Origin of the sequence: Polaribacter vadi, assembly GCF_018861005.1 — a bacterium.
GTDB lineage: Bacteria > Bacteroidota > Bacteroidia > Flavobacteriales > Flavobacteriaceae > Polaribacter > Polaribacter vadi_A.
Genome location: NZ_JAHKQL010000002.1, coordinates 1 through 21,035, shown reverse-complemented (window position 1 = coordinate 21,035; position 21,035 = coordinate 1). Strand labels below are relative to the sequence as shown.

Genomic DNA, 21,035 nt, shown 5'->3' with positions numbered 1-21,035 from the left:
AAAAGTGTAACTAATTAAAAATCAAAAAATACAATGGAAACATTTACAGAATCATTAAAAAACTTTTACAATACTATTTCAGCTGGTTTAGGAAACTGGGGTTTACAATTAATTGGTGCAATTGCTGCCTTAATTATTGGTCTTTGGGTTATTAGAATGGTAATGAACGGAATCTCTAAAGTTTTTGAGAAAAGAACAATAGACGAAACTCTACAACCTTTTTTATTAACCACTTTAGGTTTTATTTTAAAATTATTATTAATTATTTCAATTGCAGGTATAGTAGGTTTACCAATGGCTTCTTTTGCAGCATTATTAGCAGGTGTAGGTTTGGCTCTTGGAGCTGCTTTTAATGGTTCTTTAGGGCATATAGCTTCTGGTGTTATGCTATTAATTTTTAGACCTTTTAAAGTAGGCGATTTAATAAAAACGAATGGTGCTTTTGGTTTTGTAAAAGAAATATCGGTTTTTGTTACAGTTATAGAAACTTTTCAAAACGAAACAGAAATAATACCTAATTCTGCAATTACAGCAAATAAAATTACAAACCTTACTAAAATTGGTAATTTAAGAATAGATATGCCTTTTGCAATTCGTTATGGAGCAGATATTACAAAGGCTAAAGAAATTGTAATGAATATTCTTAAAAATGATGCTAATGTTTTAAAAGATGGCAATGTTGCACCTAGAGTTGCTGTTAATAATTTAGGAGAAAATAGTGTAGAACTTTTGGCTTTGCCTTATGTAGATTGTAATAATTATTGGGATGTTTTTTGGGACACAAGACAAAAAATTGTAGAAGCTTTAGGTAATGCAGGCTATGAGGCTCCTTTACCACAAAGAGTTGTTACAATGACAAAATAATTCGAAACGAAAATAAATTTAAAAAGACTGTTTTATTGAGCAGTCTTTTTTTTGTATGTTTACTTTTTTTGACAACCAAATTTGAACGAACAAGATTTTATAAATAATTTAAAGCAAGGTAAGCAATCTGCATTTAGTCATCTTTTAGATGATTATCAGCAGAAAGTCTTTAGCACTTGTATTTCATTTATACCTAATAAAGAAGATGCAGAAGATGTGGCACAAGAAGTGTTTTTAGAAGTTTTTAAATCGATTACAAAGTTTAAAGGCAATTCTAAACTATCTACTTGGATTTATAGAATTGCAACTAATAAATGTTTAGAATTCATCAGAAAAAAAAACACCAAAAAACGATTTGCTTTTATGCAATCTATTATGGGGAATGAAATGCCAATAGATAAAACTAGTTATTTTACAGAGTTTAATCACCCAGGAATTTTATTAGAAAATAAAGAAAAATCAGCCACAATTTTTAAGGCGATAAATACTTTGCCAGATTCGCAAAAAGTAGTGTTTACTTTAGCTAAAATAGATGGCAAAAGCTATCAAGAAATAGTAGAAATTACAGGTAAAAGCTTGTCTTCTGTAGAATCTATAATGTTTAGAGCAAAAAAAACATTAAAAGAAAAATTAGCAACTGTTTATAAAAATGAATCATATTAAGTTGTTAAAAATTAATTAAATAAAATTATTTTATAAAGAGCGCAAGTTTTTATAACATAAAGCATCTAAATAATTATAAAATTATTTTATCAAAAAAAAGAAAGATGAAACCTAAGAAAGAAATAGAAAATAATATTGATGATGCTTTTAAAGTATTAGAGAATATAGAAGAGGTGAAAGTAAATCACTTTTTTAAACATAAGGTTTTACAACAATTAGAAAATCAAAAAGAAGAAAAATCTAAAGTTTTAGGTTGGTTTTCTCCTCAGTTACAATTAGCAACTTTAGGTTTGGTTTTATTATTAAATGTTAGTGCATTATTTTACGCATATTCATCTCAAAAGGTAACTAACAATGTAACTTTAGAGAATTTTGCACAAGAATATTCTTTACAACCTGAAACAAATTCGATTTTAAATTAAGGCAATATGAAATCAAAATTACTTCCAATATTATTAGTAGTTCTTATTATTTTAAATGGTGTTTTAATTTTTATGTTGATTAAAAAACCGCATTTAAATAATAGAAATCAAGCAGAAAGAATTTTTTTAATAGAGCAGTTACAGTTTTCTAAAGATCAGCAAGAAAAGTTTAAAAGCCTAGATAATATTCATAGAAGAAAAATGATGGATTTAGATCAAAGAATTATAAAACAAAAAGATATTTTGTTCAATTCTTTTGCAGATGAAACTAAAAATATTGATTCTTTAGTAACTGTTGCAGGTAATTTAGAAATAAAAAAAGAGTTAGAAGTATTTAGTTTTTTTAAATCTGTTAGAAAAATATGTACTCCAGAACAACAAAAAAAGTTTGACGTAATTATAGATAAAGCCATACAAGGTGGTAATTCTGGACATCCAAGAAATAACGAACATCATCCAGAAAGAGGAGAAGGAATGCCTCCACCACCAAGATAATTTTATTTTTTTCAAACTATTTTAAAAAACATAGGTCTAAGGTTAAAAGCGTATAAATGTTTGGGGGAATATTTAAATGTTTTTAGATCCCTACTTATGTTTTAAGTAGGGGGTTTTTATTAGATTAAAAGATGATAATGTTACAAATAGAAAAATAAGATCACCATTTGTGTAATATTAAACTTTTAATAAATTATAAAGTCTAAAATATAACCACTACATTATAGAATGAAAAATTTTCAAATTATTAAATTTTCTAGCTTAATTTTTCTAGCAACAACTATTATTCTTTCTTGCAGCTCTTCTTCAAATGAAGAAGATATTATAGATGAACCAGAAATTGTAACTGAAACAGATTATGATATTACTTCAATTTTATCAAAATTCGATAATATTGATGCTCTCTCTTATTCCGTAAACGGATCTACTGTAACATTTACAACTACAGATTTACCAAATCACACTAGTCCTTATTGGGACACTTCAAATCCTTTGTATGAAGCTTATAATGGAACTAATACAAGTTGGAACCAAAACCCAAATACAATTGCAGAACAAAATGTAACATTTACAATTTCCTTAAATCCTAAAGAAGCTACCACTAAAAGTGCTACAAGTTTAGGCCCTATAGGGATTTCTAGAAATGGAGTTGTTTTTTTTAATCAGTATGCAGGTCCAAATGAACAAGAATTAACAAGTGAAATTAATTCTTTCGACCAATATTTAGGACACCCAACAGGAACTAGTCAATATCATTATCATATAGAACCAACTTATTTAACAGGTGAATTTGGACAAGATGCATTTTTAGGTTTGTTAGCAGACGGTTTTCCTGTGTATGGACCTCAAGAAAATGGAACAACAATTACTAATGCAGATTTAGACGATTACCATGGTCATACTTCTGTAACGTCAGATTTTCCTGAAGGAATTTATCATTATCATATTACTACAGAAGCTCCATATTTAAACGGAAATGGTTTTTTTGGAACAGCAGGAAGTATAACAAACTAACTAACTATTTTCTTTTGAAAATTTTAAAAATTATTATTTTAATAAATGTGTTTTTTATTTCTTGTGATACAACAAAACAAGATTTAAAAGAAGTTATTCTTGTTAATGAAATTCAAATTCCATCCATAGAAAAGAATAAAAATAATTCTAATTTTAAATTAAAAAATGGTGTTTTATGCTTTAATGATAAACCTTATTCTGGAATTGTAAATGAATTTTATGTAGATGGTAATTTAAAATCGTATTCAGAATACTATCAAGGAAAAAGAGAAGGGAAGTACTTTGGGTTTTATCCTGATAAAAAGAAATGGTTTGAGCGTTATTATGCTAAAGGTATTAAAATTAATAGGCATAATGGATGGTTTAAAAACGAACAGCAAATGTTTGATTATCAGTTTAATGATAAAGGTGTTTACAATGGTTTTGTGAAAGATTGGTATTCTAATGGGCAAATAGCAAAACACTTCAATTTTACTGATGGTAAAGAATCTGGGAGTCAAAAAATGTGGCAACCTTCAGGAAAAATAAAAGCTAATTTTTATACAGTTAATGGAGATAGACATGGTTTAATTGGTTTAAAAAATTGTGTAAGTGTTGTAAATACTGAAAATGAATAAAATGAAATTTAAATTGATAATCCTATTGTTTATTGTCTGTATTTCTTGTAAAAAAGAAACTTCAGTAGATAAATCAAAGGTGCTTCCTTTTTATAATTCAGAAGATTTTACTCCAGAATGGATTTCAGAAAATGATGATAATTATTCTAAAATTCACACAGTAGCTCCTTTTGAGTTTATAAATCAAAATGGAAAAAAAATCACAAATAAAGATTTTGAAGGTAAAATTTATATTACAGATTTTTTCTTTACAACTTGCCCAAGTATTTGCCCAATTTTATCAAAAAATATGAATACTATTCAAGAAACCTATAAAAGTGATGATAACATTTTATTATTATCTCACTCAGTTATGCCTTGGGTAGATACTGTTGATAAAATTAAAGAATATGCCAAAGAAAAAAATGCGATAGATAATAAATGGCATTTAGTAACAGGTGATAAAAAGGCTATATATAAAATTGCAAGAACTTCTTATTTTGCAGATGAAGACTTTAAAAAAACAAAAGACGAATCTGAATTTATACATACAGAAAATTTTATTCTAGTTGATAAAAAAGGAAGAATTAGAGGTGTTTATAATGGTACTTTATCTTTAGATGTACAACGTTTAAAACGTCATATAGAAATTCTTAAAAAAGAAGAGTAAATTTAAAATAAATTTTAAGTAATTGATTATTAATGTGTTGTTGTTTTTGTTTTATGTAAAATGGAGATTTTTTATTTGTTAATTTACTTTCTTTGTTAAACTTAAGTTAACGACAACAAGTTTTATAAAGCAACAGCATCTTAATATACATAACATATAAAAAATATAAAAAATGAAAAAATCAATTTTAACTGTAGCAGTAATTTTATTAAGTTTTACAGCAGTATCAGCACAAGAAAATAATGATGATAGAAGAAGAGAAGGACCACCATCTGCAGAACAGCTAATTAAAGAATTAGATAAAGATGAAGATGGTAAGCTTTCTCTAAAAGAAGTAAAAGGACCTTTAAAAAAAGACTTTAAAAAAATAGATACAGATGAAGATGGTTTCTTATCTAAAGAAGAACTAGAAAAAGCTCCAAAACCAAAAAGAAGAGAAAGACCAGAAAATAAATAATTTCTGCACAATTTTTTTAGAAATAATACATCTAATTATTTAAACATTAATTAAATCAACCAAAATGAAAATCAAATTTATTAAAATCACTTTATTTTTAGCAATGTTTTTTACAGTTTTTGTTTCTTGTAGTTCTAATGAAGATGCAGAAGTTGAAACAGAACCAGATGTTACAGACGATGCTATAACTGAATTGCCTGCGGCTTTTGCAGCATTTAATTCTGATGCAGTTACTGTTACCTTGTCAGATGATGGTACAGAAATTTACTTGGAAACAACTGGTTATCCAAATCACACATCAATTTACTGGGAAACTGATCATGAACTTTATTTAGATGAATCAGATTATGTTACAAAAACAACAGAAAACACTTATATTGGTGGTGGTACAGGTGAAGCTTCAAGTTTTACTGTTGACTCTACACCAAATTTAAATGGTGCTACAGTTGATACAGAATTAAATACTATAGGTATTGCAGTTAGTGGAGCAGCTATTTTTAATGACCAAGAAGGTATGGGAGATTTAGATCAAGCTGCTGGTAGTTTAGATTACAATGGAGCACACAAAGGTCCAGGTGTTTATCACTATCATTTAGAGCCAAGATCAATATCTAATGATGATGATGAATTGGTAGGAATATTAATGGATGGGATATTCCTTTATGGAAGAAAAGATTACCCTTCAAATGATTATCCTACAGATTTAGATGCATCTGGAGGACACTTTGGGCCTACACCTTATAATGAAGATGGTGAATATCATTATCATATAATTAATGAAGAATACAATGCTCCATTATATGGTTATGATGAAGCAGTTGTTCTTTTTGCTGGACCATTTCAAGGATACTAAAAAGTAGGATATATGAGACCAATTTTTTTTTTTATACTAGTAACGTTATCTATTATAGGTTGTAAAAATACAGTAACTAACAAAAATGTTAATACAGATGTAATTGTTGATAATTCTATTATAATTGATAGCACAGAAGTGTTAAAAGAAGAGTTGGTTCTTAATGGAAATGTTGGACGATGGTATTATAAAGAAAAACCTTATAATGGATATTCTTTAAAGTATTATTCCAATGGAGTTTTAGAAGAAAAATGGGGTTTTTATAATGGCAAAAGAGAAGGAGTTGCTAAGAGATGGACAAAAAGAGGTAAACTTCAAGTGAAATCTTATTATAAAAATAATCGTTTAACAAACGAATATAAAACTTGGTGGGAAAATGACACTTTAGCAAGCTTATCATATTATAAAAATGGTCTTTTGCAAGGTGAAGAGAAGAAATGGTATTCTTCAGGACAATTAGCTAAATTACGAAACCTTGTTGACGGAAAAGAAAATGGTTTTCAAAAAGCTTGGTTAGCTAATGGAAAGCTATATGTTAATTATGAGGCCAAAAATGGACGTATTTTTGGTATGAGAAGAGCAAATTCATGTTATAGATTAGAAGATGAGGTTATTATTAGAAAAAAAATATAGTGTAATATTTCTTTTGTTATTTGGAATTGCATTTAGTTGTAAAAAACAAATAAAAAAAACAAATATTCAAGTTGAAGAAACAAGTAGGGTGGAGTATTTACCTTATTATGAAGATGAGTCTTTTACTCCAAAATGGATTACACCAAATTCTATTGAAGAAAAAAGTTTTCATAAGATTCCAGGTTTTAAACTAATAAATCAACTTGGAGATACAATTACAGAAGAAACATTTGAGAACAAAATATATGTTACAGATTTCTTTTTTGCTTCTTGCCCAGGTATTTGTCCTAAAATGACAAAAAATATGTTTAAAATTCAAGAAGAATTTAAGTCAGATTCTATTGTATTATTATTATCACATTCTGTAACACCAAGTATAGACTCAGTTTCTGTTCTAAAAAATTACGCTAAAAGTAATGGTATAATTGATAATAAATGGCATTTAGCAACAGGTGATAAAGAAGAAATTTATAGTTTAGGTAGAGATTCTTATTTTGTTGAAAATGATTTAGGAGAAGAAAAGAGTATTGAAGATTTTTTACACACAGAAAATTTTTTGCTAATTGATAAGAATAAACATATAAGAGGTATTTATAATGGCTTAAATAGATCTTCTATTGCACAACTAATTATTGATATTAACGCATTAAAAAAAGAATAAAAATTTAAATTTGGTTGGTTTGATTAAAAGACTTCTAACTTCGGTTTGAGGTCTTTTTTATTTTTATCAAATTAGAACAAGTTTTTAGAATAATCTGCATCTAAAATCATAACAGTATAAAGTTTTAAACTTGAACTCAGTTCAAAAAATATTTACATAAAATTGTTATCAATAAAAATATTAAAAATGATAAAAAAAATAGTTTTAGCAATAGCTTCAATCATCATCTTTGTAGGTTGTAAGAGTAAGCATTCACATTCGCATTCAGATCAGGATCACACACATCAACAACAAGATTATTTTAAATCTTATAGTTTAGAAGATGATAATTATGGAACCAAAACCATAGTTACCGTAAAAAATGGCAAAAGAATTATGACAACTAATGCATTGCCAAATCACGAAACAGGTAATTTTCCAAGAAAAGGAAATCCAAATAAAATTTCTGCACAAAACAGAACTTATACATTTTCTGCTAATCCAAAATATACAGGAAAACCAACTTGGGTAAGAGAGCCAGGTGTTGCTTTAAATGGTGTAAAATTTGAACCAGGTACAGCAGAAGTTGTAGAATGTGAAACAGGAGAAAACTATAGAGTAGAAGCACTGCAAGATGTAATTAATTTAGGCTTAGACTTTAATCATGCACATGTGCAACCTACAGGAGCATATCATTATCATGGAACACCAACGTCTGTAATTGAAAAGTTAGATACTGGTAATGATTTAGTTCATATTGGTTTTGCTCAAGATGGTTTTGCCATGTATTATTCAAAAAGTGGTAAGTACAAACCAAGCTACAAATTGTTAGATGGCACAAGAGAAGGTGAAGATTGTGTATATGAAAATCCGAAGCAAAAAATAGATATTTCTGTTGGTGGTCATCATGATGGAACTTATGGTTCTGATTTTGAATATGTAGCAGGTTCAGGTGATTTAGATGAATGCAATGGAATTACAATTGATGGTGAATATGTGTATTTGGTTACTAACGAGTTTCCTTATATAAGTCGTTGTTTAATGGGTCAAGTAGAACAACAAGAAAGAAGAGGGCCAGAGAATGAACAACAAGGAGCAAGACCTAGAAATAACCAACGTTTAAGTGCAGCAGATTTGTTTACAAGAATGGATCAAAATAAAGATGATAAACTATCTAAAGTAGAAGTTAAAGGGCCTCTAAACAATCAGTTTACAAAGTTAGATACAAATAAGGATGGGTTTTTATCTAAAGAAGAATTAGAAAAAGGTATTAAGAGATTAGATCAAAATGCCCCAAGAAGAAACTAATTTATTCAATTATTTTAAAGAGCCCTTTTTACAGTAAATAAAGCTTGTTTTGTTAAAATATAGTTAATGAGCACAAGTAATTTAAAAAATAATCATCTAAAATATTAGAATCAAAAATTAAAAATTAGCCAGAGATTAAATTTAAAAAATATGAAAAATTTTAAAACAAAATTGTTATCAGCCTTATTAATACTAATCATTTTTTCATGTTCTAGTGATGATGTTTCAGATATAAATGATGATGAAACTAGCGAAGATACTGTTGAAGTTGAAGTAGATGATACAGATTTTGAACCAACAGATTGGACCACAGAAACACATAGTAAAGATGCAGAACCAAATTTCGATGAAGTATTTGAAGACAATACTGTAAAAAGATTAGATTTTGTAATTTCTGAAAACAACTGGCAAAGTATGTTAGCTGATATGACTTCTTTATATGGAACTTTTGGTACAGGTAGAGGTTCTTTTTCAGATGATGACGAAGACCCAATTTTTGTTCCAGGTCAAGTTTTTTACGAAGGTATAGAATGGTATAAAGTAGGTTTGCGTTTTAAAGGAAATTCTAGTTTAGCTTCATCATGGTCTAGTGGAATTTTAAAATTATCGTTTAAAATGGATTTTGATGAATTTGAAGATGATTATCCACAAATTAAAAACCAACGTTTCTATGGTTTTAAAAAGTTTAGTCTTAAAAATAATTATGATGACGAATCTTTATTAAGAGAAAAAGTAGCAACAGATGTATTTAGAAATGCTGGTTTGGCAGCTTCTCACACTGCTTTTTACACTTTATATGTAGATTATGGTGATGGCCCTCAATATTTTGGTTTATACACTTTAGTAGAAGAAGTAGATGATACAGTTATAGAAACTCAATTTACATCAGAAGAAGAAGGAAACCTATACAAACCAGATGGTGATGCAGCCACCTTTGCTAGCGGAACTTATGATGAAGATGAGTATGTAAAGAAAAATAATGAAGATGAAGCAGACTTTACAGATGTAAGTAATCTATTAACAGTTTTACATGATGGAACAAGAACAACAGACCCAGAAACTTGGAGAACAAATTTAGATGCAGTTTTTGATACAGACGTATTTTTAAAATATTTGGCTGTAAATACAGTAATTCAAAATTGGGATACTTATGGTAGAATGACACACAATTATTATTTGTATAACAATCCAGAAACCAATAAATTAACATGGATTCCTTGGGATAATAATGAAGCATTAAAAACGGGTAATCAACAAGGTGCTTTACCATTAAATTTTTCAGGTTTAAGTTCTACTAGTTGGCCTTTAATTGGCTATTTATATCAAGATGATGTATATAAAGCTAAATATGATACTTATGTTCAAGAAACTATAGATGGGCCATTTAATGAAACAACAATGCAAGATTTGTACACAAATTATCAAACTTTGGTAGAAGAATATGCAACATCTGAAGTTTCTGGATATTCATTTTTAAACAGTAGTTCAAGTTTTTATTCTGCCATTAGTACATTAAAAAGTCATGTAACATCAAGAAAAAATGCTGTAGAAACATACTTAGATTAATTTTTTTCTAAAAATAGAATTTTAATTAAGGTTTATTTTTTTTGTAAAAAAGGGTATTACAATTTTTTAAGCTTTAAAAGTAGTATTGTAATGTTTGGGGGAATATTATAATACAAATCAGATGTCTTGTCATTAATGATAAGACATTTTTTTTTGATTTTTTTAACAAATTTAGAACAAGTTTTCTAAAGCTTTTGCATCTAAAAATAAGTAACAATTTAATAACAATAACTAAACTTTAAAGAGAAATTTTATGTTAAAGGATGTAGAAAAAATAATTGAAAATTTTAAGCCAATTACTTTAAATGAAATGAATAGTGTTGCTTTAATGAAAAGAACGGATACAAAGTTTGTGGTTAATAAAAGTCAATTAATTTCCATCTTAGAAAATCTTAAAAACGATTACAAAGTGCTAGAAATTAATAGTGATAGAATAATGAGTTACTCGTCTTTATATTTTGATACAGAGAGTAATAAGTTTTATAATGATCATCATAATGGAAAAAACAACCGAACTAAAATTAGACAAAGAAAATACGTAGAATCTGATTTATGTTTTTTAGAAATTAAACAAAAAAACGGAAAAGGAGAAACTAACAAAACTAGAATTCCTGTAAAAGATTTTGAATTAAATCTAACTCAAGATTCTAAAAAATTTATTGCTAACACTACACATCAAGAGTATAATTTAGAACCAAGTTTATGGAATGCTTTTAACAGAATAACCTTAGTAAATATTAAAAGTAAAGAACGAGTTACGTTAGACTTAAATTTAAATTATAAAATAAAAGATGTCGAAAAAAGCTTCGAAAATTTAGTAGTTATAGAAGTAAAACAAGAGCGTTTTAATAGAAAATCTAAAATAGTAAGAGCATTAAAATCCATACACCAACATCCATATAGTATTAGTAAATATTGTATTGGTATGATTAGTCTTTACAACGATTTAAAATACAATGTTTTTAAGAAAAAATTAATAAGAATAAATAACACAATAGCTTAATATGGAGTTTTTAGAAATCCCAATTTTTGATGACGATTTTTTTAAAATGTCATTTCGTTTTACAATTAATTTAATTTTTTTAACACTGATTATTAGGTGGTTATATTACACGTCAACAAGAAGAAAAGATTATCTTTTTACTTTTTATATGATAAGTTTTATCGTGTTTTTCTTGTGTTTTACCTTAAAAAAGTTTGAACTTGATATTGGTATGGCTCTTGGGCTTTTTGCAATATTTGGTATTATAAGGTATAGAACAGATGCCATAAATATTAAAGAAATGACCTACTTATTTGTGGTAATTGGTGTTTCTGTAATGAACTCTTTAGCCAACAAAAAAATGAGTTATTCAGAAATTATTTTAGCCAATGTTGTTATTGTTGTTTCTATTGCCATTATCGAAAAAGTTTGGCACTTAAAACATCAAGTATCAAAAGAAATTATTTATGAAAATATCGATAATATAAAACCAGAAAACTACAATTTATTAAAGCAAGACTTAGAAGATAGAACAGGTTTAAAAATTAATAATATAACCATTGGTAATGTAGATTTTTTAAGAGATACAGCTGTATTAACCATATTTTACTTCAACAGAAAGTAGTAACAAAACACTTAAAAATGAATATTTATAAAAAAAATAAAAATGCAATTATTAAAATTGTGTTTGTAAACTTCCTTTTACTTTCTAACATAAGTTTAGCGCAAGAAGGTGATAAAGATTGGGCTTCTTGGAACATTATAGGAATTGAATATAAGTTAAATAAAAAATGGAATTTTGGCTTAGAAGAGCAGTTCAGATTAAAAGAAAATTTTTCTGCAGTAGATGAATTTTTTACACAATTATCTAGTGAATACAAAGTTTTTAAAGGCTTTAAACTAGGTGCTGCAATTCGTTATATAAGAGAAAACGACAATCAAGGAAATGTACAGGGTTACGAAAATCATTTTCGATTTCAGTTTGATGCAAAGTACAAACACGAAATAAATGACTTTACAATTGGGTACAGATTCCGTTATCAAAATAAAAATGAATTAGGGATTTCTGTTGATGAAGGAGATGAGGCAAAACAAAACCTACGTTTTAAAACTTCTTTAGAATATAATTTTAAAGATTGGAAATTAGATCCAAAGTTTTCTGCAGAAATATTTAATAGATTTCAAGCAGAAGAAGACAATGGTTTTAGTAAATACAGACTAACATTAGGTACAGATTATAAAATTAAAAACTTCGGAGAATTGGGTATCTATTATAGGTATGAAAGAGAATTAAACGAAGAATACCCAGATGTAAATAACATTTTAGGTTTAAAATATACGTACAGTTTTAAAAGTAAAAAGAAATAAAAAATTGAATTTGGTTGATTTGATGAAAAGGCTTCTAACTTAGGTTTGAGGTCTTTTTTTATTGAATAATATTAACCTCTATTTCCAAAGTAATTTTAAACTGCTCTAAAATTGTTTGTTGAATTTTTTCAGCAAGCTGATAAATATCTTTACCAGAAGCATTACCATAATTCACCAAAACCAAAGCTTGTTTTTCGTGAACTCCAAAATCACCAAAACGTTTTCCTTTAAAACCGGCTTTTTCTATCAACCAACCAGCAGGAACTTTTATTTCATCCTCAGAAATGGTATAACTTGGTATATTAGGATATTCTTTTTGAAGCTCCAAAAAATCATCTTTAGTAATTACAGGATTTTTAAAAAAACTACCACTATTACCAATCACTTTTGGATCTGGTAATTTCGATTTTCTAATGGCAATTACAGCATCAGAAATATTTTTTAAAGTAGGTTTTTCTATTTTTTTTAATGCTAATTCAGTTTCAATTGCACCATAAGAAGTATTTAATTTATGATGCTTTTTTGTTAATTTAAAACAGACAGCAGTAATTATATATTTCCCTTTTTCTACATTTTTAAAAATCGAATTTCGATAACCAAAATTACATTCTGAATTTGCAAAAGAAACCAGTTTTTGCGTTTCAATTTCTAAAGCTTCAACTTTGGTAATTATATCTTTAACTTCAACACCATAAGCACCAATATTTTGTATTGGGCAAGTACCCACATTACCAGGAATTAAAGATAAATTCTCAATTCCTCCATAATTTTGTGATACAGACCACAAAACAAATTCGTGCCAATTTTCACCAGCATTTACTGTAATGTAAGCATTGTTATCGTCTTCATTATCAATAGAAATTCCTTTAATATCTATATGTACAACTAATTTTTCAATATTTTTGGTGAGTAACATATTAGAACCACCAGAAATTAAAAAAATGTCTTTTTCTGTTTTTAATAATTGTTTTAATTGATAAACAGAATCTACAGAAACAAAACGTTTTGCAGTAACATCAATACCAAACGTATTGTAGTTTTTTAGAGATATATTTTGTTGAATTTTCATAAATAATAAAAAATATAAAGTTGAGTGTAGCTAAAAACAGCAACTACACTCAACATAAATATTTATGAATTATATTGTTTTAAAGCTTCGCCTAAAATTTCTACAGATTTAATTAAATCTTCATTTTTTAAAACATAAGCCATTCTTATTTGGTTTTTTCCTTCACCTTCAGTAGAATAAAATCCGCTTGCAGGTGCAACCATAACAGTTTCGTTATTCAAATTGAATTTTTCTAACAACCACTGTGCAAAATCATCAGTATCAGTAACAGGCAATTCTGCAACACAATAAAAAGCTCCTTTAGGATTGGCAACTTTTACACCTTCAATTTTTTTAAGTTCTGTTACTAAAGTATTTCTTCTTTCTACATATTCTGCTTTTACATCATCAAAATATTGCTGAGGTGTATCTAAAGCAGCTTCACTTGCAATTAATGCATACGTTGGTGGGCTCAATCTTGCTTGAGCAAACTTAATAGCAGTTTTTATAAACTCATCATTTTTAGAAACTATACAGCCAATTCTTGCGCCACACATACTATAACGTTTAGAAACAGAGTCAATTACAATTGCATTTTGTTCTAAGCCATCTAAAGATAAAACGGATGTATGTTGTAAACCATCATAAGCAAACTCTCTATAAACTTCGTCAGCAATTAAAAATAAATCGTGTTTTAAAACAATTTTTTTTAGTTTTTCAATTTCTTCTTTAGAGTATAAATAACCTGTTGGGTTACCAGGATTACAAATTAAAATTGCTTTGGTTTTTTTGGTGATTAATTTCTCAAAATCTTCAATTTTTGGCAAGGCAAAATTATCTTCAATTTTAGAAATTACAGGCACAACTGTTACACCAGATGCTTTAGAAAAACCATTATAATTGGCATAAAAAGGCTCAGGAATTATAATTTCATCACCAGGATCTGTAATGCTACCCATTGTAAATAATAAGGCTTCAGAGCCACCTGTAGTTACTACAATGTTGTTTTCGGTTACATTTATTTTATGATTTGCATAGTAGTTTGCAAGTTTAGTTCTATAAACTTCAGAACCCTCAGAACGTGCATAAGACAACGTTTTAATATCATTATTTTTTACAGCATCTAAAGCCACTTGAGGTGTTTTTATATCTGGCTGCCCAATATTTAAATGATAAACTTTTGTTCCTCTTTTTTTTGCATCTTCAGCATAAGGTACCAATTTACGAATTGGTGATTCTGGCATTTGTAGTCCTTTTTCAGAAATTAATGGCATAATATGTGTGGCTTTAATTGAAATACAAAGTTGCGAAATAAAATTTATATCTCACTTTTAATTTAAGATTCTTTAAATGATTAAATAATTATTAATAATTATTTAAAAATTAATCTTTAAATTGTATATTCATTATTCATTTAATTTATTTTTTTTGAAAAAAACGCTTTTTTTATTTATAGTTCTTTCTCTAAATTTTTCTTGGATACTTAGTGCACAAGGAGAATTTCGTTTTTTAAATAAGCAGTTCACAAAACAACGAATTTCTTTTGAATTAATCAATAATTTAATTGTAATTCCTGTAGATATTAACGGAGAAAAACTTTCATTTATTTTAGATTCTGGGGTTAGTAAATCTATTCTTTTTAACATTACCCAAAATGATAGTATTGGTTTAAATAATGTAAAGAAAATTGAGTTATTGGGTTTAGGAAATGGAGAACCTGTAAATGCTTTACTATCTAAAAACAATAAAGTTGCTATTAACAATATTGTTAATTATAACGAGTCTTTATATGTAATTTTAAAAGATTATTTTGATTTATCTAGTAAAATGGGAGTTACTATTCACGGTATTTTAGGCTATAACTTACTTAAAAACTTTATTGTTAAAATAAATTATAAAACAAAAAAAATAGAATTTTATAATCCTAGAAAATTCAAACCTAAAAAATGTAAAAAATGCGAAGTTTTTCCACTTCAATTTTATCGAAAAAAACCATATATAACTGCTCAAGTTCAATTAGATACTATTGGTAATGAACTTATAGATGTAAAACTTTTAGTAGATTCTGGAGGTAGTGATGCTGTTTGGCTTTTCGAAGATACTAAAGACAAAATAACAACACCTAAACTTTTTTTTAATGATATTTTAGGAGAAGGTTTAAGTGGGCCAATTTATGGTAATAGGAGTAGAATTTCTAGAATAAAGCTAAAATCTTTCGAGTTAAAAAATCCTACAGTTTCTTTTTTAGATTCTGCTTCTACAAAAAGCGCCAGAAAATTTAAAGAAAGAAATGGTAGTATAGGAGCAGGAATTTTAAAAAGGTTTGTGGTTTGGTTCGATTATCCGAATAAAAAGATGATGCTTAAAAAAAATAGATTTTTTTATAGCGATTTTAATTATAATATGAGTGGTTTAGATGTTGTTTACAATGGCAAGCAATTGATAAAAGAGCAAAACATAAATCGTTATATAGATGGTTATAATCAAAACGTAAGCTCAAACAATTCCGTAAGTTTTATTACTAGTTTTTCTTATAAATTTAAGCCTTCGTTTAAGATTAAAAATGTAGTGGAAGGTTCGCCTGCAGCAAAAGCAGGTTTGCTTAAAGGAGATGTTATTTTAAAAATAAACAATACATCTGCCTACAATTTTACATTGAGTAAAATTACCCAAATTTTTCAAGAAAGAAACAATAAAAGGATAAGAATTACGATAGTAAGAAATGCTCAGAAAATGAAATTTGAATTTCGTTTGCAAAAGAAAATCTAACTATCAGAAAGTAAACTTTTCTCTTTTTCTAAAGAAATTTCTTTATTTACGTTCCCTTTAATTCTAATTACTTTTCTAGGATTCTTAGCATTAGAAAAAATTGTTATAGATTTAGAGAAACCACCAACTATTTTTGTATTGTAAGAAACTTTAATTTCTCCCTTTTCTCCAGGCATAATAGGTTTTTCTGGCTTTTTTGGTACTGTGCAGCCACAAGTAGATTTTATGTTTTTAATAATCAAAGGTTTATCACCAATATTTGTAAAAATAAACGTTCTTTCTCCATTAGAACCTTTATTTATTTTACCATAATTAATACTTTCTGCCTCAAATTTAAACTCTTGAGCAGTTGTTGCTAAACTGATAAATGCTATGAATAATAATGTAAAAATTGCCTTCATAATGTTTTTATTTACTGATGTAACCTTTTATTTTAATTCGTTTTATTGCTTCTTTTGCATTAGAAAAAATGATAATTTCCTTAGAAAAACCTCCCAATTTAGAAGTGTCATATTCTACTGTTAACTTCATTTTTTCACCAGGCATAATAGGTTTTTTTGGTTTTTCAGGAATAGCACAATCACAAGATGTTTTAATGTCTTTTATAATTAAAGGGGCATTACCAATATTGGTAAACTCAAAAATGCGTTTTCCATTTTCACCTTTTTTAATTTTGCCATAGTTTATGATCTCTTTTTTAAATTCAAATTCTTGTGCAGAAACCTTTAAACTTAAGAAGAATATCAATAAAAAAATAAAACCTTTATGCATATAACAAATTTACAATTTTTAAAATTATAAAATAATCAATCACTAATTTTCTCTACAAAAAAGAGAATTGTATTTTTGCCAACTATATATCAAAAAGGATACCAAAGTATGACAATTCCATCTAAATACGATGCAAGTAAAGTAGAAGATAAATGGTATGATTACTGGATGAAAAACAACTATTTTCATTCAACACCAGATGAAAGAGAGCCTTACACTATTGTAATTCCACCACCAAACGTAACTGGGGTTTTACATATGGGGCATATGCTAAATAATACCATACAAGATGTCTTAATAAGACGTGCGCGTTTGTTGGGTAAAAATGCTTGTTGGGTTCCTGGAACTGACCATGCATCTATTGCAACAGAAGCAAAAGTAGTTGCTAAATTAAAAGAGCAAGGAATTAGTAAAAGCGATTTAACACGTGAAGAATTTTTACAACATGCTTTTGATTGGAAAGATGAATATGGAGGAATTATATTAGAACAATTAAAGAAGTTAGGTGCTTCTTGTGATTGGGAAAGAACTGCATTTACAATGGATCCAGAAATGTCTGAATCTGTAATTAAAGTTTTTGTTGATTTATACAACAAAGGTTTAATTTATAGAGGTTACAGAATGGTAAATTGGGACCCTGAAGCTAAAACGACACTTTCTGATGAAGAAGTGATTCACGAAGAAAGACAAGGAAACTTGTACTATTTAGAATACAAAATTGAAGGTTCTGAAGATACTTTAACAATTGCAACAACACGTCCAGAAACTATTTTTGGAGATACTGCAATTTGTATCAACCCAAATGATGAGCGTTTCACGCATTTAAAAGGTAAAAAAGCAATTGTGCCTTTATGTAATAGAGTTATTCCTATTATCGAAGATGAATATGTAGATTTAGAATTTGGTACAGGTTGTTTAAAAGTAACACCTGCTCATGATGAAAATGATAAGAATTTAGGTGATAAGCATAAATTAGAAGTAATTGATATTTTTAATGATGATGCTTCTTTAAACTCTTTTGGTTTACATTATCAAGGAAAAGATCGTTTTGTAGTTCGTAAAGAAATTGCTAAAGAACTAGAAGAAAAAGGAATTTTAGTAAAAACTGAGGTACATACAAATAAAGTAGGTACATCAGAAAGAACAAAAGCGGTTATAGAACCAAGATTATCAGATCAATGGTTTTTAAAGATGACAGATTTAGCAAAACCTGCTATTGATGCTGTTTTAGGTGATGATACTGATATCAATTTATATCCGAAGAAATTCGAAAATACCTATCGTCATTGGATGGAAAATGTGCGTGATTGGAACATTTCTCGTCAACTTTGGTGGGGTCAGCAAATTCCTGCTTATTATTATATTTCTGCAAGTTCTAATGGTCAAAAAGAATTTGTAGTTGCAGAAAGTAAAGAAGAAGCTTTAAAATTAGCTTGGAAAAAATCTAACGATTATGAATTAACAATAGATGATTTAACGCAAGATGAAGATGCTTTAGATACTTGGTTTTCTTCTTGGTTGTGGCCAATGTCTGTTTTTGATGGAATTCGTAATCCTGAAAATGAAGAAATTAAATACTATTACCCAACAAACGATTTAGTTACAGGACCAGATATTTTGTTTTTCTGGGTAGCAAGAATGATTGTTGCTGGTTACGAATATAAAGGAGAAAGACCTTTTAATAATGTATATTTAACTGGTTTAGTTAGAGATAAGCAAAGACGTAAAATGTCTAAATCTTTAGGAAACTCACCTGATGCTTTAAAATTAATTGATGATTATGGAGCAGATGGAGTAAGAGTTGGTTTGTTATTAAGTTCTGCTGCTGGTAACGATTTAATGTTCGATGAAGATTTATGTCAGCAAGGAAAAGGATTTGCCAACAAAATTTGGAATGCTTTTCGTTTGATAAAAGGTTGGGAAATTGATGCAAGTTTAGCACAACCAGAAACAGCTAAAATTGGTTTGGCTTGGTATGAAGCAAAGTTTCAAAAAACATTAGCAGAAATAGAAGATCATTTCTCTAAATATCGTTTGTCTGATGCTTTAATGGCAATCTATAAATTAATAAATGATGACCTTTCAGGTTGGTTTTTAGAAATTGTTAAGCCTGCCTATCAGCAACCAATAGATAAAAAAACATATGATGCAGTTATTGAAGTTCTAGAGAATAATCTTAAAGTATTGCATCCTTTTATGCCATTTTTGACTGAAGAAGTTTGGCAACTTATTACAGAAAGAATATCAGAAGAAGCTTTAATTATTGCAAAATATCCAGAGCAAAAAGAATTTAATACTACAATTATTTCTGATTTTGAATTTGCAACAGGTGTAGTTTCAGGAATTAGAACCATCAGAAAAGAAAAAAATATTTCTTTTAAAGATGAAGTTGAATTATTTGTGGTTGATGCAGAACAAAATTCTAAAGAGTTTGATGTTGTTATTCAGAAATTAACAAATACATCTGCTATAAATTATGTATCAGAAAAAGTAGATGGAGCCTCTTTTAGAGTAAAATCGAATGAATATTTTGTGCCAATTTCAGCAGCTAATATCGATGTTGAAGCAGAAATTAAAAAACTAGAAGCTGAATTAAAAAGGGCAGAAGGTTTCTTATTTGGTATTACTAAAAAATTATCAAACGAACGTTTTGTAGCCAATGCTCCAGAAAAAGTAATTGCTTTAGAGCGTAAAAAAGAAGCGGATACTTTAGCAAAAATAGAAACGATTAAAAGTAGTTTAGGTTCGCTTAAATAAATTTTTCATCAATTTTATATAATTTATAAGTCTATGAAAACTAGTTTTTTATAGGCTTTTTTATGCTTTTAAAATAAATTTAATTTTTTAGGTAGGGTAAATTAAAAGTGAGTTGTTATACCTATAGAGAACTATTAAATAACCCAATAGCCTTTTTGGCTATATAACTTAAATTAATAAATTATGAGAAAATTAATTATTCCTGTTGTAGCAGTTTCTTTATTGGCAACATCTTGTGTATCAAAAAAAAAGTATGTTGAATTAGAAAATCAATTAATAGACACTAAAGGAAATCTTCAAAAAACAACAGTAGAAAAAGAAGCGCTAGAAAGTAAATTTGCAACTATAGAAAAAAGAGTAGCAGACTATAATCAAAAAATAAATTCTTTAACAGAAAACAATGCTTCTTTACAAACAGAAAATGATGTAAAATTAGATATGGTTGGCAATACAGCTGTAATTTCTAATAATACCAAAAAAATGATGCTAAAAACTTTATCTAAAGTAGATGCATCAGAATTAGCAAAAGCAAAAACCTTAAAAGATTCTTTAAATTTAGCCATTTCTTATAATTTAAAAAATAAGATTAATACAGCAGATTTAAATGGTTCTGATGATGTAAATATTGATATCGATCAAACTGTAGTTATGATTTCTGTTTCAGACAAATTATTATTTAACACTGCAAGTTACAGAGTTAAAAATCAAGCTTATGATTTAATCGAAAAATTAGCAACTATTATAAAATCTGAACCAAGTATGGATGTAATGATAGAAGGCCACACAGATTCTAGAACAATTAGCAACGCAACTGTACAAGACAATTGGGATTTAAGTGTAAAAAGAGCAACTTCTATTGTTAGACTTTTAGAAAACAAATACAATATTGATGGTAGTAGATTAATTGCAGCAGGTAGAGGTTCTACAATGCCTTTAGTAGAAAATACAAGCAATGAAAACAGAGCAAAAAACAGAAGAACTAGAATTGTTATTCTACCAAATTTAGACAAATTCTTTGCTTTACTTGCAGAAGAAGAGGTATTAGACTAAAAAGGAGTTAAGGTTAAGATATTGATTAGGTTTTAAACAATGTTAGGGACAAGGTAAAACCTTTTCAAAAAAAAAGAGAAGCGAAAGCTTAGTCATGGTCGGAAGAAAT

Annotated in this window: 23 protein-coding genes; 19 read left to right on the top strand and 4 right to left on the bottom strand. The window is 27.8% G+C overall.

The window, feature by feature from the left end; genetic code table 11:
- Positions 1 to 33: 33 nt before the first annotated feature.
- The 16 genes from KO506_RS00945 (at position 34) to KO506_RS00870 (ending at position 12,531) form a co-directional block, all read left to right on the top strand.
- Positions 34 to 864, top strand: coding sequence for a mechanosensitive ion channel family protein (locus KO506_RS00945; RefSeq protein ID WP_215993039.1), 831 nt, complete (start codon positions 34 to 36; stop codon positions 862 to 864).
- Positions 865 to 945: 81 nt separating this feature from the next.
- The gene (locus KO506_RS00940) at positions 946 to 1,527 is read left to right on the top strand and encodes an RNA polymerase sigma factor (protein ID WP_215993038.1); all 582 of its coding nucleotides are present in this window, start codon (positions 946 to 948) and stop codon (positions 1,525 to 1,527) included.
- 104 nt (positions 1,528 to 1,631) lie between these two features.
- Positions 1,632 to 1,949: a hypothetical protein gene (locus tag KO506_RS00935; protein ID WP_215993037.1), complete on the top strand. Its 318-nt coding sequence runs from the start codon at positions 1,632 to 1,634 to the stop codon at positions 1,947 to 1,949.
- Between the two features lie 6 nt (positions 1,950 to 1,955).
- Positions 1,956 to 2,444 (top strand): Spy/CpxP family protein refolding chaperone, encoded by a 489-nt coding sequence (locus KO506_RS00930; RefSeq protein WP_215993036.1) that lies wholly within the window; start codon positions 1,956 to 1,958, stop codon positions 2,442 to 2,444.
- 228 nt (positions 2,445 to 2,672) lie between these two features.
- Complete coding sequence (locus KO506_RS00925; RefSeq protein ID WP_215993035.1) at positions 2,673 to 3,458, top strand: YHYH protein; 786 nt, start codon at positions 2,673 to 2,675, stop codon at positions 3,456 to 3,458.
- A 14-nt stretch (positions 3,459 to 3,472) separates the two neighbouring features.
- Positions 3,473 to 4,075, top strand: coding sequence for a toxin-antitoxin system YwqK family antitoxin (locus KO506_RS00920; RefSeq protein ID WP_215993034.1), 603 nt, complete (start codon positions 3,473 to 3,475; stop codon positions 4,073 to 4,075).
- A gap of 1 nt (position 4,076) precedes the next feature.
- Positions 4,077 to 4,724, top strand: coding sequence for an SCO family protein (locus KO506_RS00915; RefSeq protein ID WP_215993033.1), 648 nt, complete (start codon positions 4,077 to 4,079; stop codon positions 4,722 to 4,724).
- A 172-nt stretch (positions 4,725 to 4,896) separates the two neighbouring features.
- Positions 4,897 to 5,181: an EF-hand domain-containing protein gene (locus KO506_RS00910; RefSeq protein ID WP_215993032.1), complete on the top strand. Its 285-nt coding sequence runs from the start codon at positions 4,897 to 4,899 to the stop codon at positions 5,179 to 5,181.
- Between the two features lie 64 nt (positions 5,182 to 5,245).
- Positions 5,246 to 6,034 carry a YHYH protein gene (locus KO506_RS00905; protein WP_215993031.1) on the top strand — a complete coding sequence of 263 codons (789 nt, stop codon included), beginning with the start codon at positions 5,246 to 5,248 and terminating at the stop codon, positions 6,032 to 6,034.
- Between the two features lie 12 nt (positions 6,035 to 6,046).
- Positions 6,047 to 6,667: a toxin-antitoxin system YwqK family antitoxin gene (locus tag KO506_RS00900; RefSeq protein ID WP_215993030.1), complete on the top strand. Its 621-nt coding sequence runs from the start codon at positions 6,047 to 6,049 to the stop codon at positions 6,665 to 6,667.
- Positions 6,639 to 7,328 (top strand): SCO family protein, encoded by a 690-nt coding sequence (locus KO506_RS00895; protein ID WP_215993029.1) that lies wholly within the window; start codon positions 6,639 to 6,641, stop codon positions 7,326 to 7,328. Before KO506_RS00900 ends, KO506_RS00895 begins: the two co-directional genes overlap by 29 nt.
- A 186-nt stretch (positions 7,329 to 7,514) precedes the next feature.
- The gene (locus tag KO506_RS00890; RefSeq protein WP_215993028.1) at positions 7,515 to 8,615 is read left to right on the top strand and encodes a YHYH protein; all 1,101 of its coding nucleotides are present in this window, start codon (positions 7,515 to 7,517) and stop codon (positions 8,613 to 8,615) included.
- Between the two features lie 150 nt (positions 8,616 to 8,765).
- On the top strand, positions 8,766 to 10,181 hold the full coding sequence (locus KO506_RS00885; protein ID WP_215993027.1) for a CotH kinase family protein: 1,416 nt from the start codon (positions 8,766 to 8,768) through the stop codon (positions 10,179 to 10,181).
- Positions 10,182 to 10,434: 253 nt separating this feature from the next.
- Complete coding sequence (locus tag KO506_RS00880) at positions 10,435 to 11,184, top strand: polyphosphate polymerase domain-containing protein (RefSeq protein ID WP_215993026.1); 750 nt, start codon at positions 10,435 to 10,437, stop codon at positions 11,182 to 11,184.
- 1 nt (position 11,185) lies between these two features.
- A complete protein-coding gene (locus KO506_RS00875; protein ID WP_215993025.1) occupies positions 11,186 to 11,788 on the top strand; it encodes a DUF4956 domain-containing protein in 603 nt (200 codons plus the stop codon).
- A 17-nt stretch (positions 11,789 to 11,805) separates the two neighbouring features.
- Complete coding sequence (locus KO506_RS00870) at positions 11,806 to 12,531, top strand: DUF2490 domain-containing protein (RefSeq protein ID WP_215993024.1); 726 nt, start codon at positions 11,806 to 11,808, stop codon at positions 12,529 to 12,531.
- A 58-nt stretch (positions 12,532 to 12,589) separates the two neighbouring features.
- Here KO506_RS00870 and murB read toward each other — a convergent pair whose 3' ends face one another.
- Together murB and KO506_RS00860 are read right to left on the bottom strand one after the other, a co-directional pair.
- Positions 12,590 to 13,600, bottom strand: coding sequence for a UDP-N-acetylmuramate dehydrogenase (gene murB / locus KO506_RS00865; RefSeq protein ID WP_215993023.1), 1,011 nt, complete (start codon positions 13,598 to 13,600; stop codon positions 12,590 to 12,592).
- A 62-nt stretch (positions 13,601 to 13,662) separates the two neighbouring features.
- The gene (locus KO506_RS00860; RefSeq protein ID WP_215993022.1) at positions 13,663 to 14,853 is read right to left on the bottom strand and encodes a pyridoxal phosphate-dependent aminotransferase; all 1,191 of its coding nucleotides are present in this window, start codon (positions 14,851 to 14,853) and stop codon (positions 13,663 to 13,665) included.
- Positions 14,854 to 15,007: 154 nt separating this feature from the next.
- On the opposite strand from KO506_RS00860, the gene KO506_RS00855 reads away from it, so the two are divergent.
- A complete protein-coding gene (locus KO506_RS00855) occupies positions 15,008 to 16,348 on the top strand; it encodes an aspartyl protease family protein (RefSeq protein ID WP_252726742.1) in 1,341 nt (446 codons plus the stop codon).
- Here KO506_RS00855 and KO506_RS00850 read toward each other — a convergent pair.
- Together KO506_RS00850 and KO506_RS00845 are read right to left on the bottom strand one after the other, a co-directional pair.
- Entirely contained in the window at positions 16,345 to 16,749 is a 405-nt protein-coding gene (locus KO506_RS00850; protein ID WP_215993021.1) for a DUF1573 domain-containing protein, read from the bottom strand. The genes KO506_RS00855 and KO506_RS00850 overlap by 4 nt on opposite strands.
- Before the next feature lie 7 nt (positions 16,750 to 16,756).
- The gene (locus KO506_RS00845; RefSeq protein WP_215993020.1) at positions 16,757 to 17,119 is read right to left on the bottom strand and encodes a DUF1573 domain-containing protein; all 363 of its coding nucleotides are present in this window, start codon (positions 17,117 to 17,119) and stop codon (positions 16,757 to 16,759) included.
- 108 nt (positions 17,120 to 17,227) lie between these two features.
- Between KO506_RS00845 and KO506_RS00840 the strand changes: the two genes are divergently transcribed.
- Positions 17,228 to 19,876 (top strand): valine--tRNA ligase, encoded by a 2,649-nt coding sequence (locus KO506_RS00840; RefSeq protein ID WP_215993214.1) that lies wholly within the window; start codon positions 17,228 to 17,230, stop codon positions 19,874 to 19,876.
- A gap of 183 nt (positions 19,877 to 20,059) precedes the next feature.
- Positions 20,060 to 20,926 carry an OmpA/MotB family protein gene (locus KO506_RS00835; RefSeq protein ID WP_215993019.1) on the top strand — a complete coding sequence of 289 codons (867 nt, stop codon included), beginning with the start codon at positions 20,060 to 20,062 and terminating at the stop codon, positions 20,924 to 20,926.
- Positions 20,927 to 21,035 lie beyond the last annotated feature (109 nt).